This is a genomic window from Arthrobacter sp. FX8 (genome assembly GCF_026723805.1).
Classification (GTDB): domain Bacteria; phylum Actinomycetota; class Actinomycetes; order Actinomycetales; family Micrococcaceae; genus Arthrobacter.
Genome location: NZ_CP113505.1, coordinates 2,333,396 through 2,349,410, shown reverse-complemented (window position 1 = coordinate 2,349,410; position 16,015 = coordinate 2,333,396). Strand labels below are relative to the sequence as shown.

Sequence of the window (16,015 nt, the reverse complement as noted above, 5' to 3'; positions counted from 1 at the left end):
TCCGTGTCGAAGTGCCCCACTTCGGCAGGAGCACTACGCGGTGGGGCCGTTCCGCATCTGCTTGACCAGGTCCAGCACCACGGCCTGGAGGTTCCCGCCATTTTCCGCGGCCACGCGGCGCTGGCGCTGGTACCCGGCGCCGCGGCGGATGATCTTCTCGACGTCGGCAAGCTCGTCGGCGCAGCGCAGCTTGGCCGCCACCGGCTCCAGCCGGTTCAGCGTCTCCAGCAGGTGCTCGGTGACCAGCTGTTCCCGCCCTGCGGCGTCCAGGATGATGATGGCGTCCAGGCCGTACCGGGCGGCGCGCCACTTGTTCTCCTGCACGTGCCAGGGCGGCATGGTGGGAATGGTGCCGCCGTTGTCCAGGGTGGTGGAGAACTCGTCCACCAGGCATTGGGTGAGGGCCGCAATGGCACCCACTTCCTCCAACGTGGCCAGGCCGTCGCAGATGCGCATCTCGATGGTGCCAAGCGCCGGCACGGGCCGGATGTCCCAGCGGATCTCAGAGATGGTGTCGATCACGCCGGTGGTGAACATGTCCTGCACGTAGGACTCGTATTCCTCCCAGGATTTGAACTGGAAGGGCAGGCCGGCGGTGGGAAGCTGCTGGAACATCAGGGCCCGCTGGGAGGCATATCCGGTATCCTCGCCGCCCCAGAAGGGGCTGGATGCGGAGAGCGCCTGGAAGTGCGGGAAGTAGTTGACCAGGCCATCCAGGACGGGGAGTGCCTTGTCCCGGCGGTCCAGTCCTACGTGCACGTGAACGCCGTAAATGACCATCTGCCGGCCCCACCACTGGGTGCGGTCGATGAGTTTGGCGTAGCGGGCCTTGTCCGTCACGGGCTGCAGCTGCGGCGGGCTGAACGGGTGGCTGCCGGCGCAGAAGAGTTCCACGCCCATGGGATCGGTGATTTCGCGGACGGCGGCAACGGACCGGCTGAGGTCTTCCTTGGCCTCGGCAGCTGTTTCGCAGATGCCGGTGACCAGTTCCACGGTGTTCAGCAGCAGTTCCTGCTTGATGTGCGGATGTTCGTCGTCTTCGTTGAGTTCCGGGTGGCGGGAAGCAACTCCGCGGAGCACCTGGTTGGCCACGGATGCGAGCTCGCCCGTCTTTCCGTCCACCAGGGCAAGCTCCCACTCAACACCGAGGGTTGACTGCCTCGATGGGGCGAAGTCGATCTTCACACGTTTCCTCACTGTCCGGTTTGCCGCTGGCTGATGCCGCTCACAGGCTGCTGCCGGCAGGCGAACGGGTGGTTCAAGTCTAGTGCAGGGGTAGCATCGTATTGATGGCCCCGTTCCCCACGCGTCACAGACCTGCCAAAACCACTCCCGCCAAATCCTTCCCGCTCCTCCTGGCCCTGTCGGCCCTGGCGCTGGCCTCCTGCACAGCCTCCCCAACCGCAGCCCCGCCGTCGTCGTCCTCCGGGCCCACCGGGGCCCCTTCGGCATCGGCAAGTACGACGACGGCGCCTCCCACCGCTTCTGCCTCACCTGACGCAGGCTCCAGCCCCCTGGGGTGGGGCCCGGAGCAGCGCGACCAGGACGCCGCCGTCGCGGCCGTGGCAGCCATGACTCCGGAGGAGAAGGCGGGGCAGGTTCTGCTCCCGTTCTTCAAGGGCAACCAGGTGGAGGCGCACGCCGCGCTCATCCAGCGGCTGCACCTGGCCGGATCCATCATCATGGGCGACAACGTGCCACGCGATCAGCAGGGGAACGTGGACCTTGCCGCCATGGGCGCGGTGAACCAGCGGCTGCAGCAGGCTGTCGCCGCCGGCGGCCGGCGGTGGCCCGGGATCATCGGCGTGGACCAGGAAGGGGGCGCCGTGGCACGCCTGGGGCAGCCCCTGACTGAATGGCCCACGCCCATGAGCTACGGAGCGGCCGGCAACCCGGCCCTGACCCGGGAAGCAGGAAAGGGCCTCGCCGGCGAGCTGGTGCCGCTGGGATTCGACCTCGACTTCGCGCCGGATACCGACGTGACCATCGGGCCCAGCGACCCAACCATCGGCGCGCGCTCCATGTCCGCGGATCCTGCCGCCGCCGCAGCCCACGGGGTCGCCTTCGCCCAGGGCATGCTGGACGCCGGCGTGCTTCCCACCGTCAAGCACTTTCCCGGCCACGGCTCGGTGACCGCGGACTCCCACCTCAGCCTCCCGGTCCAGCCGGCCGGCATCGACCAGCTCCGGGCCCGGGACTGGAAACCCTTCCAGGCGGCCGTGGCCGCGGGCCTGCCGGTCGTCATGACGGGCCACATCGCTGTGCCTGCGCTGGAGCCCGGTGTGCCGGCGTCGCTCTCCGCACCGAGCTACGCCGCGATGAGGGAGCTCGGATTCAAAGGTGTAGCCGTGACGGACGCCCTCAACATGGGAGCCGTGGACAAGCAGTACCCCGCCGGCGCAGCAGCCGTAAAAGCTTTGGGAGCCGGCGCCGACCTGTTGCTGATGCCCGCGGACGTGGAACAGGCGCACGCCGCCATCCTCCAGGCCCTGGCCGCCGGCACGCTTCCCGCCTCCCGGCTGGATGAGGCCGCGCAGCGGGTGGCCACCATGATGATCTGGCATGCCCGGACCACGCCGCCTGCCGGAACAGCCGGCACAGGTGCCCCGGCCGGAAGCGGTGCGGCGTTGTCGGCGCGGGTTTCGGCGTCGGCCGTGACGGTTGTCTCCGGTCCCTGCAGCGGACCCCTGGTGCCCGGTGCGGTGCGCGTTGCCGGCGGGGGACCGGGGGACCGGGAGCGCTTCGAAGCCGCGGCCGCACGTGCCGGCCTCGCGGTTGGATCAGGACCGCTGGTGAACCTCATCGGCTTCGGCGGGAATCCAGCGGCCGGGGACATTGCCGTGGCCCTGGATGCCCCCTGGCCGCTCCAAAACTCCACGGCTCCGGTGAAGCTGGCGCTGTACGGCCGCACCGACGCCGCCTTTGATGCGCTGGTGGCCGTGCTGGCAGGAAAGGCGCCTGCTCCCGGGAAGCTGCCCGCCGCCGTCGGGCCTTTCCCCGCGGGAACCGGCTGCCCCTGACCTCTGACTCCTGCCCCGGACCCCGGACCGGGGACCCCGCACGATGGCTGGAACGCGTTTAATGGTCTGGTGCCCATTCTGAATAAAGACATGACCCTCTGCATCTCGCTGTCGGCCCGCCCCAGCAACAACGGGACCCGCTTCCACAACCATCTGTACGGGCAGCTGGGCCTGAACTGGATCTACAAGGCGTTCGCGCCCACCAACCTGGAACAGGCCATCGCCGGAGTGCGGGGCCTGGGCATCCGCGGCTGTGCCATCTCCATGCCGTACAAGGAAGACGTCATCGCGCTGGTGGACGAGATGGACCCGTCCGCCAAGGCCATCGACTCCGTGAACACCATCGTGAACACCGACGGCCACCTCAAGGCGTACAACACCGACTACACGGCCATTGAGCAGCTGCTGGCATCCAACGGGGTCCCCACCGACTATTCCGTGCTGGTCCAGGGGGCGGGCGGGATGGCCAAGGCCACCGTCGCCGCGCTCCGGGACGCCGGTTTCAAGGACGTCACCGTCATCGCCCGGAACGAGGCCGCCGGGCGTGCGCTCGCAGGACAGTACGGTTTCCAGTGGCGTGCAGCGCTCGACGGCGGGACGGCGGACATGATCATCAACGTCACCCCCATCGGCATGGCGGGCGGCGCCGAAGCTGACAGCCTGTCCTTCCCCGCGGAGGCCATCGAGGCCGCACGCGTGGTCTTCGACGTGGTGGCACTGCCCGCCGAGACGCCGCTGATCCGGGCCGCCCGCGCGGCAGGCAAGCACGTCATCACCGGTGCGGAGGTTGCCACCATCCAGGCCCTGGAACAGTTTGTGCTGTACACGGGAGTGCGCCCCACCGCGGAACAGGTCCGGGCAGCCGAGGAGTTCATGCGCGCCCAGTAGGCGTTTACACCGGTTCCACCACGATGGCCACGCGGTCCTCGCCGATGCGAGTCAGGACCAGCGTGGCCGTCCTGGCGGAACCCTTGGCGGCGCCCTTGCCCTGCGGGAGGAGCTGCTTCCGCAGCTCTTCCGGGGTCACCGCTGTGCCGCGCTTCTTGATGTCCAGCACGGTGATCCCCTCCTCCTTCACCCAGGCCTTGAGTGCCTTGACGTTGTAGGGCATGACTTCCAGGACCCTGTAAGCCTTGGCGAACGGGGTGTCCAGAAGTTCCGCGGCACAGATGTAGGCAATGTGTTCATCCACCAGGTGCCCGCCGAGCTGCAGCGCCACGTCGGCAACCAGCCCGGCACGGATCACGGCGCCGTCGGGTTCGTACAGGTAACCCTCCACGGGTCCCACCGGAGCGGCCGGGCCAGCGCCGAAGTCCTCTGCGCTGGTCAGCTCGGCGGGCCCCTGGGACCCCAGGACCAGGGCAGCCCGGCGGACCCCGGGCCTGCGCACGGCGTTGAACCAGAGGGTCACCTCGGTCACGTCCCCGGCCACCGACACCCACTGGGCTTCGCATCCCGTGGGCACGGACTCGTGGGGCATGCCCGGGCCCATCTTCACGCCCACCGCCTTCCCCCGGCGGCCAGCGACTCCACGAAGGACAACGGCGGTGAGAAAGCCTCCGGGTCCCAGATCCGCTTGGTCCCCGACGTGGAAGTGACGCGGCGTGCCGGATCCAGCCAGACGCCGTCGATCCCTTCCAGCGGGACCGATGCCGCGTCCGCGTGGACCACCGTGGCATTGGGGAAGGGGATGAGGTTCATGGTGGCGCAGGCGGCGGTGGTTTCATCCATCTCCACGGCGGTGACGGTGATGTCCAGGGAAGCCAGGGCCATGGCGTCGGCACCAAGACCGCAGCCCAGGTCCGCCACGTGCCGGATCCCGGCTGCGGCGAACCGCTGCGCGTGGTGTGCGGCGACGTTCAGCCGGGTGGCCTGCTCAAGGCCTGCCTGGGTGAAAAGCATCTGGCGGGCGAACTCACCAAACTTCGCCTCGGCCCTGGTCCGCAGCCTGGATTGCGTCAGGACGGCGGATACAAGTTCGCCCGGGTGGCCGGCTTTCCGGAGCGCCGAATTGAGCTCAAACGCGTCCTCTTCGCGGTAGGGGCCCAGCGATGCCAGCAACTCCCAGCCTTCGGGGGTCAACAGGGGTGCGATCTGGTCCTGGGGAGCGTGGGGCATGGTTTCCAGCCTAGTGGAGGACGGCTGCCGGGATACGGATACTGTTGAAACCATGGATGACAGCGCAGCCCCAGGGGAGACCGGCGAACATCGACCCAGGGACCGCGGTGTGGCTAGGTTTGCCCGTCCAGCCCTGATCGCCGCGGCCGTGGTGGCCGTGGTGTGCATCGCCCTGTTGGTGATCATTTTCCTGCTGGACACGTTCAACGCCACCGTTTATTCGGTGGGCGGCAACGACATCCACGACAACACGCAGGAGGCGCGGGACATCCGCGGGTTGTACGACGGCGCACGGGCCGGGAGCATTTTCTTCCTCGTTGTTGCCGTACTCACCGCAGCCGGGGCCGGTTGGGTGCTTTACCGGAAACGTCAGCAGGGAGGCGGCGAGGCCGACGGTGGCGAGGACGTGGACTTCGACGACCTGGGCCGTTAGGGAAGCATGTTTGCCGCCCTGGACCGCCGTCGGCCGGAGCCCGAAAGGCTTACGCCGATGACGAAACGTTGGCACTCACCTTGACCGAGTGCTAACCCTTACATAGAGTCTTCATTAGCACTCTCCCTAGGAGGGTGCTAACACATGAAGAGCTGCCAGCCAGGCTGCTGCCGGCACCGCGACGACGGTTTGCCAGCCACGGCGGAAAGCTTTCCAGTCCACGAATTTTGCTGACGAAAAGGAGAGGTCCGAGTGTCGGTCTCTATTAAGCCTCTTGAGGATCGTATTGTTGTCCGCCCGCTCGAAGCCGAGCAGACCACGGCTTCAGGCCTGGTCATCCCGGACTCCGCCCAGGAGAAGCCGCAGGAAGGCGAAGTTGTTGCAGTAGGCCCCGGCCGTTTCGAAGACGGCCAGCGGGTTCCGGTTGACGTTGCCGTTGGCGACGTCGTCATCTACTCCAAGTACGGCGGAACCGAAGTCAAGACCGGCGGCACCGAGTACCTGGTGCTGTCCGCCCGCGACGTCCTGGCTGTCGTCGTCAAGTAACTCTTCCGGATCCCCGTGCCGCCGGCCATGCTCATGCTGGCCGGCAGTGCGGGGTTTCTGTCTTTGAAAGGACAAAACCATGGCAAAGCAGCTTGCGTTTAACGACGCTGCCCGCCGGTCCCTTGAGGCCGGCATCGATAAGCTCGCGAACACCGTCAAGGTGACGCTCGGCCCCCGCGGCCGCAACGTCGTCCTGGACAAGAAGTGGGGCGCCCCCACCATCACGAATGACGGCGTCACCATCGCCCGTGAAGTGGAACTTGACGATCCCTACGAGAACCTTGGCGCGCAGCTGGCCAAGGAAGTAGCCACCAAGACCAACGACGTTGCCGGCGACGGCACCACCACCGCCACGGTCCTGGCCCAGGCCCTGGTCAAGGAAGGCCTGCGCAACGTTGCTGCCGGCGCCGCTCCCGGCCAGATCAAGCGCGGCATCGAAGTTGCGGTTGAAGCCGTGGCTGCCCGCCTGCTCGAAAACGCCCGCCCGGTCGAAGGCACCCAGGTGGCTAACGTTGCCGCCATCTCGGCCCAGAGCGACGAAATCGGCGAACTGCTCGCCGAGGCCTTTGGCAAGGTGGGCAAGGATGGCGTCATCACCATCGAAGAGTCCTCCACCACCCAGACCGAACTGGTCCTCACCGAGGGCATGCAGTTCGACAAGGGCTACCTGTCCCCGTACTTCGTCACCGACGCGGAACGCCAGGAAGCAGTCCTCGAGGACGCCCTTATCCTGATCAACCAGGGCAAGATCTCCTCGATCCAGGAATTCCTGCCGCTGCTGGAAAAGGCACTGCAGGCTTCCAAGCCGCTGTTCATCATCGCCGAGGACGTCGAGGGCGAGGCCCTGTCCACGCTCATCGTCAACCGCATCCGCGGCACCCTGAACGTTGTTGCCGTCAAGGCTCCCGGCTTCGGCGACCGCCGCAAGGCCATGCTGCAGGACATCGCCACCCTCACCGGTGCGCAGGTTGTCTCCCCGGAGCTGGGCCTGAGCCTGGACACCGTTGGCCTGGAGGTGCTGGGTACCGCCCGCCGCATCACCGTCACCAAGGACAACACCACCATCGTCGACGGCGCAGGCTCGGCCGAGGACGTGGCCGCACGCGTTGCCCAGCTGCGCGCCGAGGTTACCCGCACCGATTCCGACTGGGACCGCGAAAAGCTCCAGGAGCGGCTGGCCAAGCTGGCCGGCGGCATCGGCGTCATCAAGGTGGGTGCCGCAACCGAGGTTGAGCTGAAGGAAAAGAAGCACCGCATCGAGGACGCAGTGTCCTCCACCCGCGCTGCCCTCGAAGAAGGCATCGTGGCCGGCGGCGGCTCGGCCCTGATCCACGCCCTCAAGGCACTGGATGAGGATGCCGCCGTCAACGCCCTCGAAGGCGACGCTGCCGCGGCCGTCGGCATTGTCCGCCGCGCGCTGGTCCAGCCCCTGCGCTGGATCGCCCAGAACGCCGGCTTCGACGGTTACGTGGTCACCTCCAAGGTTGCCGACCTGGAAATCAACAACGGGTTCAACGCCAAGTCCGGCGAGTACGAGGACCTGATCGCTGCGGGCGTCATCGACCCCGTCAAGGTCACCCGTGCAGCCCTCCGCAACGCGGCCTCCATCGCCGCGCTGGTTCTCACCACCGAGACCCTTGTCGTGGAGAAGCCGGCCGAAGAGGACGAGCACGCAGGCCACAGCCACTGATCCTGCCCGTCTTCACATACAGAAAACCGGTCCAGCACCAGCTGGGCCGGTTTTCTGTGTTCCGGGTGCTACGTAGCCGCCATCTCGGCGGTTTCGACTCCGCCCGCAGGCTCGTAGACCAACGACACGGCTCCCTTGGGGTAGCTGCGTACCGGCTCGGCGAGGCGGAATGTTGAGGGGACCGTCCCGGCGTCGAAGAGCCGCTTGCCCTGCCCCAGGGTGACCGGATACAGCCAGAGATGAAGGCGGTCCAGCACTTGCGCCTCCAGCAGGGACCGGATGAGGACGCCACTGCCGAACATGTGCACCTGCTGGTACTCGTCCCGGAGTCCGCCCGCCGCCGCGGCATCCGGCAGCACGGTGGTGCCGGCCCATGCCGGATCGGACAAGGAGCTTGACACCACAAACTTGGGTATCCGGTTGAGCGTGTCCGCGATGTCCCCGGACTGCTGGGGCCAGTAGGCGGCAAAGATGTCGTAGGTCTTCCTGCCAAGGAGCAGGGCATCCATCCGCGCTATTCCAGCCGCAATGGCGGCGCCGGATTCGTCGTCGGAGACCGGTGCCTGCCAGCCGCCAAGGTTGAACCCGCCCTCGCTGTCTTCCTCGCGGCCGCCGGGCGCCTGGTAGACGCCGTCCAGGGTGATGAACAGGTTCGCGACGATGTTGCCCATCCACCAAGTCTGGAACGGGGCTCCGGCCCTGTCCAGTGCCGTGGCAGGATGGTGCCATGCTGCTCCTTGAGCTCGTCAACACCGCCGAGGCCGTCACCTCCACCCGCTCCCGGCTGGCCAAGGTGGATGCGCTGGCCCAGCTGCTGGGCCGGCTTGAGCCGGCGGAAATCCCGACGGCGGTGGGCTGGCTGGTTGCCAAGCCCCGCCAGGGACGCGTGGGCGTCGGATGGAGTGCCGTGGCGGCGGCCAAGGAGGAACCCGCCGTCGAACCAACCCTCACCCTGGCCGACCTCGACGCTGCCCTGGACCGGCTGCTTGCCACGGCGGGTACCGGATCGGGCGCGGGGCGCGCGGCCACCCTCCGGACGCTGATGGTGGCAGCCACTGCTTCTGAGCAGGCCTTCATCGCAGGTGTCCTGCTTGGCGAGCTGCGTATAGGAGCCCTGGAGGGAGTGCTGACGGATGCCGTTGCCCGCGCTGCCGGGAAGCCCGTTGCCGCCGTACGGCGCGCTGCGATGCTTTCGGGCGACCTGGGCGGAGCAGCCCTGCTGGCCATCACGGGCACCGAAGCCGAGCTGGACGCCGTCGGCCTGGTGGTTGGCCGCCCCGTGCAGCCCATGCTGGCGGCCACCGCGGCCAGTCCCAGCGCAGCCCTGGAGGCGACCGGGGAGGCCTCGGTGGAATACAAGCTCGACGGCGCCCGCATCCAGGTGCACCGGTCCGGCGACGACGTCAGCATCTACACGCGCAACCTCGCCGACGTCACCCACCGGCTCCCAGAGGTGGTGGACCTGGTTCGCGGGCTGCCGCTGCGGGACGTGATCCTTGACGGTGAAACCCTGGCCCTGGACGAGGAAGGCGGCCCGCGGCCGTTCCAGGAAACCATGGCGCGCTTCGGTGCGGATGCCGCGCGTGAGACGGTGCTGCATCCCTGGTTCTTCGACGTGCTGCATATCGATGGGCGGGACCTGCTTGATGAGCCGCTGTCCGCCCGGATCAGTGAGCTCGAGCGGATCGCGCCGGAGCACCGGATACCGGGGAGGTCACGGCCGATCCCGCCGTTGCGGAACGGGTGTCGCAGGAGGCGCTTGCCGCAGGCCATGAAGGCGTTGTGGTGAAGGCCATCGGTTCCACCTACGCGGCCGGCCGGCGCGGAGCCAACTGGGTGAAGGTCAAGCCGGTGCTGACGTACGACCTGGTGGTGCTCGCCTGCGAATGGGGGTCCGGGCGCCGCACCGGGATGCTGTCCAACCTGCACCTGGGCGCCCTTGACCCCGCTGGGGAGTTCGGAGAACCCGGCGGCTACGTCATGGTGGGCAAGACCTTCAAGGGCCTCACCGACGAACTGCTGCGATGGCAGACGGAGAGGTTCCAGGAGCTTGAGGTGCGGCGCACGGCCGGCACGGTGTGGGTTGAGCCGGTCACGGTGGTGGAAATCGCCATCGACGGCGTGCAGCAGTCACCGCGCTATCCCGGCGGCATCGCCCTGAGGTTTGCCCGGGTCAAGCGCTACCGGGATGACAAGGCTGCGGCCGAAGCAGACACGATCCAGACCCTGCGCGCCCTGCTGCGGCCGTAGCGCACCGTGAATGCGGAGGCTCCTTAGTTGCGGGCCCCGCTCCGCTGGCGCCTCAGGTTCCGTGCCACCCCGTGCGGCACGCGCCTGGAAACCATGCGGTAGAAAAGCAGTACCGCGAGGGCGGCCACCACGATGCCCACGAGGTTGAGCAGCAACTGGAGCGCCGAGCCCGCAGCCTTCTGGTATTCCCCCAGGACCAGGGCCACCGCAACGTACCCTGCCGCCGGAACGGTGGTCACCGAGATGAAGACCCCGATCAGGGCCGCGGAGCGCCGGCCGATGATGGAGAGCATTCCCGCGATGCCGGCCAGGACGGCAACAATCAGCGAATACGGACCCGGATGGTAGATGAATTCCACCGCGGAACCCTTGTCCAGGGCATCTCGCGGGAAGAGACCGAGGGGCACCGACAGCCACGCCGTCAGTGCCGCCAGCAGCATGGCCACGGGGAACCCGACACCCAGGGCAATGGCAGCACGGCGGCCAAGCTTCCACTGCCGGGTGGCAAGCGAGACGGCGAGGGCGGCCAGCGGTCCGAACTCGGGACCTACCGCCATGGCTCCCACAATCGCGATGGGGGAGTCCGTCACGATGCCGATCCCGGCAAGCTGGGTTGCGAGCACCAGGAAGGCGAGGAAGTTCCATGTCAGGCGGGAGTCCTCTCCGGTTTGCCGCGTCACGTCGTCCCAGATCACTGCGTCCGCACCGTCCCCGGGGGCGGCCCGCTCCGCCCGGTCGGCTTTCTTTGACAGGACTAATTCCGGCGTGGACATGGCAATGGATCCAACGTCCTGGACCTTCAGGATCTCCAGCTTCTCGAGGAGTTCCTCCACTGACTCCCGGGCGATCAGGACCTCGATAACGTCGCCTTCCGGGACCACCGACGCACCCGCAACCAGCGCAACCTCTGCCGCGCCCCGCTGGTCCCGGCACGTCTTCAGCGTCACGGCGGACAGCTCGCCCGGCACGCAAATCCGCAGTTGGACAACCACGCCGTCTCCCTTCGATGATTGGGCCCAGCATAGTCCGAACAGGTGCGTTGATTGGCCGTTGCTGACCGGCTTGGCTAAGCTTGATGCTTTGGCTGGCGGGCGTCCTGAGAGGTTCTAGTGTCGATAACGGAAACGTCGAAGGCACCTGAACCCCCGTCCAGTGCCGCGAACAGGAAACAGTCCAGTTCCGTGAACAGGAAACGGAAGCCCACTTTCCGCCCCGAGGTCCAGGGGCTCCGGGCCCTGGCTGTCCTGATGGTGGTGGCGTACCACGTGTGGCTGGGCCGCGTGTCCGGCGGCGTGGACATCTTCCTGCTGATCTCGGCGTTCCTGCTCACGCTTTCCTTCGTCCGCAAAGCCGAATCCGGCCACCCTTTCAAGCTGATGGCGCACTGGCTGCACCTTTTCAAGCGACTGCTGCCGGCCGCCGTCGTGGTGATCCTTGGAGTGCTGGCAGGCACCTGGCTGATCCTGCCGCAGGGCCGCTGGCCACAGGTGCTGGACCAGGCCTGGGCGTCCCTCCTTTACCGGCAGAACTGGCTCCTGGCAGACAATGCAGTGGACTACTACGCGCAGGACCACGCCGGAGCCAGTCCGCTGCAGCACTTCTGGTCCCTGTCCATCCAGGGACAGGTCTTCATTCTGTGGCCACTGATCTTTGCCGCGACCGCTGCGTTGCTGAACCGGCTGCGCCGGGTTCCCCGCCTGCAGGGGCTGACCTACCGAGGGTTGCTCGGCGCAGTCTTTGGAACGGTTTTGGCGGTGTCGCTTGCCTACTCCATTGACCAGACCGCCGGCAACCAGGCCTACGCCTACTTCGATACGCGCGCCCGGCTTTGGGAGTTTGCGCTGGGATCGTTGCTGGCACTGGCGCTGCCCTACGTCAAGCCCGGCCGCGTGGTGCGGGTGGCCCTGGGCTGGGCCGGACTGGCAGCCATGGTGTCCTGCGGGCTGGTCCTGACCGTCGACCGGTCCTTTCCCGGGTACGTGGCACTCTGGCCCACACTGGCCGCGGCGGCCATCATCATCGCAGGGCAAACCGGCAGCCGGTTCGGCGTAGACCGGCTCCTCAGCAGCCGCCCCGCCGTCGCCCTGGGTGACAACTCCTACGCGCTCTACCTCTGGCACTGGCCGGTCCTGGTGCTGGCGCTCGCGGCCACCGGCGTGGAGTCACCCAACCTCAAGCAGGGACTGGGCATCGTCGCTGCCTCCATCGTGCTCGCTGTCCTGACCACCCGCTTTGTTGAAAAGCCGCTGCGCGACTGGCATTGGCCCAAGCTTCGCGCCTGGCGGACCGCCGTCGTCATTGTTGCCTGCGGTGCCTTGCTGGCTGGTCCCGTGGCGGTTTGGCAGACATCGCTCACCGCAGAGGAAAGCGCGACGGCGGCACAGCCCCGTGAGCTGACGCCGGGGGCCCTGGCGCTCACGCCGGAGAACGAAAGCACGCCCGCGCCCAGGGCCAGGACCATCCCCGGGCCCACCGCCCTGGACAACGACTGGGCCGGGATCGACTCGCCCTGCACAGGTGCCAACGCCACGGGCGATCCCATCCTGGAGGGGTGCCGGCAGGAGCTTCCGGAGGAACCGTCCACCCGGCGCATCGTGGTGCTGGGCGACTCCCATGCCCAGCAGTACCTGGCAGCGCTGGCTCCCGTGGCGGCCGCGCGTGGGTGGGAATTGGTCACCCTCCTGATGCCCGCATGCCGGTTCGGCGCCGAATCGGAGACCAGGAATGCCGAATGCAACGCCTACAACAAGGCCAGCTCCGCCTACGTCCTGGAACACCGCCCGGATGCGGTGTTCACCGTGGCAACGCTGACCCATGAGGATGCCCCGTTCGAAACGGAGGTGCCGGGGTACCTTGACGGCGTCAAGCCGTTCGCCGACGCGGGGATCGAGATCGTGGGAATCCGCGACAACCCGAGATTCACCTTCAACATGCCCCAGTGCGCCCAACGGAACGGCGCCGGCGCGGCTGCCTGCAATCCATCGCTCGCCGAGTCCCTGGTGGAGCCATCGCCACTGGAGAACTACCGCGGCAAGCTGCCCGGGCTGCACCTGATGGACATGAGTGACTTCATCTGTGCCCGGGGCGTTTGCCCTGCGGTGGTGGGGAACGTGTACGTCTACAAGGACGACAACCACCTGACCAGAACCTATGTGGAGACCATGATCCCCATGTTCGAGCAGCGGCTGCTGGCTGCAACCGGCTGGAGCTGAGCCGGCCCTAAGGGTGGGTGGGGGCGTGCGGTTGCTCACATTACCGGTGTGGAATAGGGGGATCGGCGCCGAGGTTCTAATATTTACTCAACACTTTCTGCCCCCGGAACGCCGTCCTGCACGGTGGTCCCGCAGGATCGTCTGCACAGGCCAGTTCCGTAATAACGGGCTGGTCATCGGCTGCAACCCCTACCCGTGACCCAGCAACCAAGGTAAGAGGCGCACTCATGACCGAGCCCGAACACAACCCCTTTGGCTTCATCGGCCTGACCTACGATGACGTCCTGCTCCTGCCGGGCCACACCGACGTGATCCCGTCCGAAGCAGACACCTCCTCGCGGATCTCCAAGCGGATCACGGTGCAGACCCCGCTGCTTTCCGCCGCAATGGACACCGTGACGGAATCCCGCATGGCCATCGCGATGGCCCGCCAGGGTGGCCTGGGCGTGGTGCACCGCAACCTGTCCATCGCCGACCAGGCTGACCAGGTGGACCGGGTCAAGCGGAGCGAGTCAGGGATGATCACCAACCCGCTCACCATCCGTCCCGAGGCCACGCTGCGGGAACTTGATGACCTTTGCGCCCACTACCGCGTCTCCGGCCTGCCCGTGGTGGACGAGGACAACCGCCTGCTGGGCATCGTCACCAACCGCGACACCCGCTTTGTCCCCGAGTCCGATTTCCCGCTGCGGCTGGTCAGCGACGTCATGACCAAGATGCCCCTGGTCACCGGACACGTGGGAATCAGCCGCGAGGAAGCCTCGCACAAGCTCGCAACCAACAAGATCGAAAAGCTCCCGCTGGTGGACGAGCAGGGCCGGCTCAAGGGCCTCATCACCACCAAGGACTTCACCAAAGCCGAGCAGTACCCGCTGGCCACCAAGGACGACGAGGGCCGGCTCCGCGTGGGTGCTGCCATCGGCTTCTTTGGTGACGGCTGGGAGCGGGCCATGGCCCTGGTGGACGCCGGCGTCGATGCCCTGTTCGTGGACACCGCCAACGGCCACTCCCAGGGTGTGCTGGACATGATCCGCCGGCTCAAGTCCGACCCCGTGGCCGCCCACGTGGACATCATCGGCGGCCAGGCTGCCACCCGCGAAGGCGCCCAGGCACTGATCGACGCCGGCGCGGACGGCATCAAGGTGGGTGTTGGTCCGGGCTCCATCTGCACCACCCGCGTGGTGGCCGGCGTGGGCGTCCCGCAGATTACCGCCATCTACGAATCCGCCAAGGCTGCCATGCCGGCCGGCGTGCCGCTGATCGCCGACGGCGGCCTGCAGTACTCGGGCGACATCGGCAAGGCACTGGTGGCCGGAGCCGACACCGTCATGCTGGGATCGCTGCTGGCGGGCTGTGACGAGTCCCCGGGCGAGCTGATCTTCGTCAACGGCAAGCAGTTCAAGTCCTACCGCGGCATGGGCTCCCTGGGCGCCATGCAGTCCCGCGGCAAGAACACGTCCTACTCCAAGGACCGCTACTTCCAGGCGGACGTGTCCGGCGACGACAAGCTGATCCCCGAAGGCATCGAAGGCCGCGTTGCCTACCGCGGGCCGCTGTCCTCGGTGGCGTACCAGTTGGTGGGGGGCCTGCGCCAGACCATGTTCTACACCGGCGCACCGACCATCCCGGAGCTGAAGGCCCGCGGCAAGTTTGTCCGCATCACGTCTGCCGGACTCAAGGAATCGCACCCGCATGACATCCAGATGACCGTGGAGGCGCCGAACTACGGTTCGCGCTGATCCCGGTGGCTTAATGCTGCGGAAGGAGGTGGGGAATTCCCCGCCTCCTTCCGCATTTAAGCCCCTATACCGCCGGCTGCAGTTCCGACGTCAGCTCCTCAAGGGTGGGCGGATTGGCGCCAGGGCGGCTGACCGTAATCGCGGCAGCCTTGGATGCCATCCTGCCCAGGGTTTCCAGGACGGACGGCGCCAAGCCATCGGTGCTCCGGCAGAGCAGGCCGTAGATCAGGGCCGCCATATAGGAATCACCGGCTCCGATGGTGTCTGCCACTACCGTTTGGACGGACGGAATGTGCACCCGTGTGGCGGGTGTTGCCAGCAGCGAGCCGGCTGAACCCATGGTGACCACAGCCAGGCCCGCACCAAGTTCCAGGATCCGCGCCGCGGCGTCCTCGAACGTCACCCCCGGGTAGAGCCACCGGGCATCCTCGTCGCTAAGCTTCAGCACGTCGGCTAAGGGGGCCAGGTCTTCGAAAACAGCGAGGGCTTCCGCGTGGCTGCCCAAGAGTGCGGGGCGGATATTGGGATCGTAGGAAACCAGGCATTCACGGTGCGCCCGTTCCAGGAGGCTCTTGACGGAACCGGCTCCGGGCGCCAGGAAGCTGGCGATCGAGCCGGTGTGGAGCACCTTGGGAAAGGTGGCGGGGTGCACCGGCGGCAGCTCCCAGGAAACGTCGAATTCGTAGCTGGCGGACCCGTCAGCGCTTAGCGTGGCGGTGGCGGAAGCCGTGCGGCCCGGTGATTTCGACCCTGGCAGCAGCGCAACTCCGGCGCTGCCCAGGTGGCGCTCGATCAAGGCGCCGCGTTCGTCGTCGCCTATTGAGGTCAGGAGGCTGGTTCGCACGCCCAACCGTGCCAGCCCGTAGGCGACGTTGGCCGGGGAACCGCCGGGGTGCTCCGCCGTTCCTTCGGAGGTGCGGACGACGTCGACGAGTGCTTCGCCAACCACGATGACATCGGGAGTGGAGGCGCTGGTGCCGGAGCCACTGGTGTAGGACATGGGAGCA

Annotated in this window: 11 protein-coding genes and 2 pseudogenes; 8 read left to right on the top strand and 5 right to left on the bottom strand. The window is 67.3% G+C overall.

Annotation, left to right across the window (positions count from 1 at the left end; translation table 11 throughout):
• Positions 1–33: 33 nt before the first annotated feature.
• On the bottom strand, positions 34–1,185 hold the full coding sequence (locus OUO20_RS10745; RefSeq protein ID WP_018769199.1) for a glutamate--cysteine ligase: 1,152 nt from the start codon (positions 1,183–1,185) through the stop codon (positions 34–36).
• Positions 1,186–1,571: 386 nt separating this feature from the next.
• On the opposite strand from OUO20_RS10745, the gene OUO20_RS10740 reads away from it, so the two are divergent.
• Together OUO20_RS10740 and OUO20_RS10735 are read left to right on the top strand one after the other, a co-directional pair.
• Positions 1,572–3,020 carry a glycoside hydrolase family 3 protein gene (locus OUO20_RS10740; protein ID WP_134163894.1) on the top strand — a complete coding sequence of 483 codons (1,449 nt, stop codon included), beginning with the start codon at positions 1,572–1,574 and terminating at the stop codon, positions 3,018–3,020.
• Positions 3,021–3,089: 69 nt separating this feature from the next.
• Positions 3,090–3,908 (top strand): shikimate 5-dehydrogenase, encoded by an 819-nt coding sequence (locus OUO20_RS10735; protein WP_442781079.1) that lies wholly within the window; start codon positions 3,090–3,092, stop codon positions 3,906–3,908.
• 4 nt (positions 3,909–3,912) lie between these two features.
• Here OUO20_RS10735 and OUO20_RS10730 read toward each other — a convergent pair.
• A pseudogene (locus tag OUO20_RS10730) lies at positions 3,913–5,138 on the bottom strand (THUMP-like domain-containing protein).
• A 52-nt stretch (positions 5,139–5,190) separates the two neighbouring features.
• On the opposite strand from OUO20_RS10730, the gene OUO20_RS10725 reads away from it, so the two are divergent.
• The 3 genes from OUO20_RS10725 to groL all read left to right on the top strand — a co-directional run bounded on the left by OUO20_RS10725 (position 5,191) and on the right by groL (position 7,807).
• Complete coding sequence (locus OUO20_RS10725; RefSeq protein ID WP_026265756.1) at positions 5,191–5,571, top strand: DLW-39 family protein; 381 nt, start codon at positions 5,191–5,193, stop codon at positions 5,569–5,571.
• Between the two features lie 252 nt (positions 5,572–5,823).
• On the top strand, positions 5,824–6,117 hold the full coding sequence (gene groES / locus OUO20_RS10720; protein WP_018769205.1) for a co-chaperone GroES: 294 nt from the start codon (positions 5,824–5,826) through the stop codon (positions 6,115–6,117).
• A gap of 79 nt (positions 6,118–6,196) precedes the next feature.
• Positions 6,197–7,807: a chaperonin GroEL gene (groL, locus tag OUO20_RS10715; protein WP_018769206.1), complete on the top strand. Its 1,611-nt coding sequence runs from the start codon at positions 6,197–6,199 to the stop codon at positions 7,805–7,807.
• Positions 7,808–7,875: 68 nt separating this feature from the next.
• Here the strand turns inward: groL and OUO20_RS10710 are convergent, their stop codons facing one another.
• Complete coding sequence (locus OUO20_RS10710) at positions 7,876–8,478, bottom strand: dihydrofolate reductase family protein (RefSeq protein ID WP_018769207.1); 603 nt, start codon at positions 8,476–8,478, stop codon at positions 7,876–7,878.
• Positions 8,479–8,534: 56 nt separating this feature from the next.
• Between OUO20_RS10710 and OUO20_RS10705 the strand changes: the two are divergent.
• A pseudogene (locus tag OUO20_RS10705) lies at positions 8,535–10,057 on the top strand (ATP-dependent DNA ligase).
• 23 nt (positions 10,058–10,080) lie between these two features.
• On the opposite strand, the gene OUO20_RS10700 reads toward OUO20_RS10705, so the two are convergent.
• Complete coding sequence (locus OUO20_RS10700; protein ID WP_018769209.1) at positions 10,081–11,049, bottom strand: DUF389 domain-containing protein; 969 nt, start codon at positions 11,047–11,049, stop codon at positions 10,081–10,083.
• 189 nt (positions 11,050–11,238) lie between these two features.
• Between OUO20_RS10700 and OUO20_RS10695 the strand changes: the two genes are divergently transcribed.
• The gene (locus tag OUO20_RS10695) at positions 11,239–13,269 is read left to right on the top strand and encodes an acyltransferase family protein (RefSeq protein WP_268001707.1); all 2,031 of its coding nucleotides are present in this window, start codon (positions 11,239–11,241) and stop codon (positions 13,267–13,269) included.
• Between the two features lie 227 nt (positions 13,270–13,496).
• The gene (guaB, locus tag OUO20_RS10690) at positions 13,497–15,008 is read left to right on the top strand and encodes an IMP dehydrogenase (protein WP_018769211.1); all 1,512 of its coding nucleotides are present in this window, start codon (positions 13,497–13,499) and stop codon (positions 15,006–15,008) included.
• Positions 15,009–15,072: 64 nt separating this feature from the next.
• Here the strand turns inward: guaB and OUO20_RS10685 are convergent, their stop codons facing one another.
• Positions 15,073–16,008, bottom strand: a complete 936-nt coding sequence (locus OUO20_RS10685; protein WP_268001706.1) for a carbohydrate kinase family protein — start codon at positions 16,006–16,008, stop codon at positions 15,073–15,075.
• Between the last annotated feature and the right edge of the window lie 7 nt (positions 16,009–16,015).

Coding starts and splice junctions, on each gene's coding strand:
- OUO20_RS10740 (WP_134163894.1), top strand. CDS start 1,572: ATGACTCCGGAGGAGAAGGCGGGGCAGGTTCTGCTCCCGTTCTTCAAG.
- OUO20_RS10725 (WP_026265756.1), top strand. CDS start 5,191: ATGGATGACAGCGCAGCCCCAGGGGAGACCGGCGAACATCGACCCAGG.
- groL (WP_018769206.1), top strand. CDS start 6,197: ATGGCAAAGCAGCTTGCGTTTAACGACGCTGCCCGCCGGTCCCTTGAG.
- OUO20_RS10710 (WP_018769207.1), bottom strand. CDS start 8,478: ATGGGCAACATCGTCGCGAACCTGTTCATCACCCTGGACGGCGTCTAC.
- guaB (WP_018769211.1), top strand. CDS start 13,497: ATGACCGAGCCCGAACACAACCCCTTTGGCTTCATCGGCCTGACCTAC.
- OUO20_RS10685 (WP_268001706.1), bottom strand. CDS start 16,008: ATGTCCTACACCAGTGGCTCCGGCACCAGCGCCTCCACTCCCGATGTC.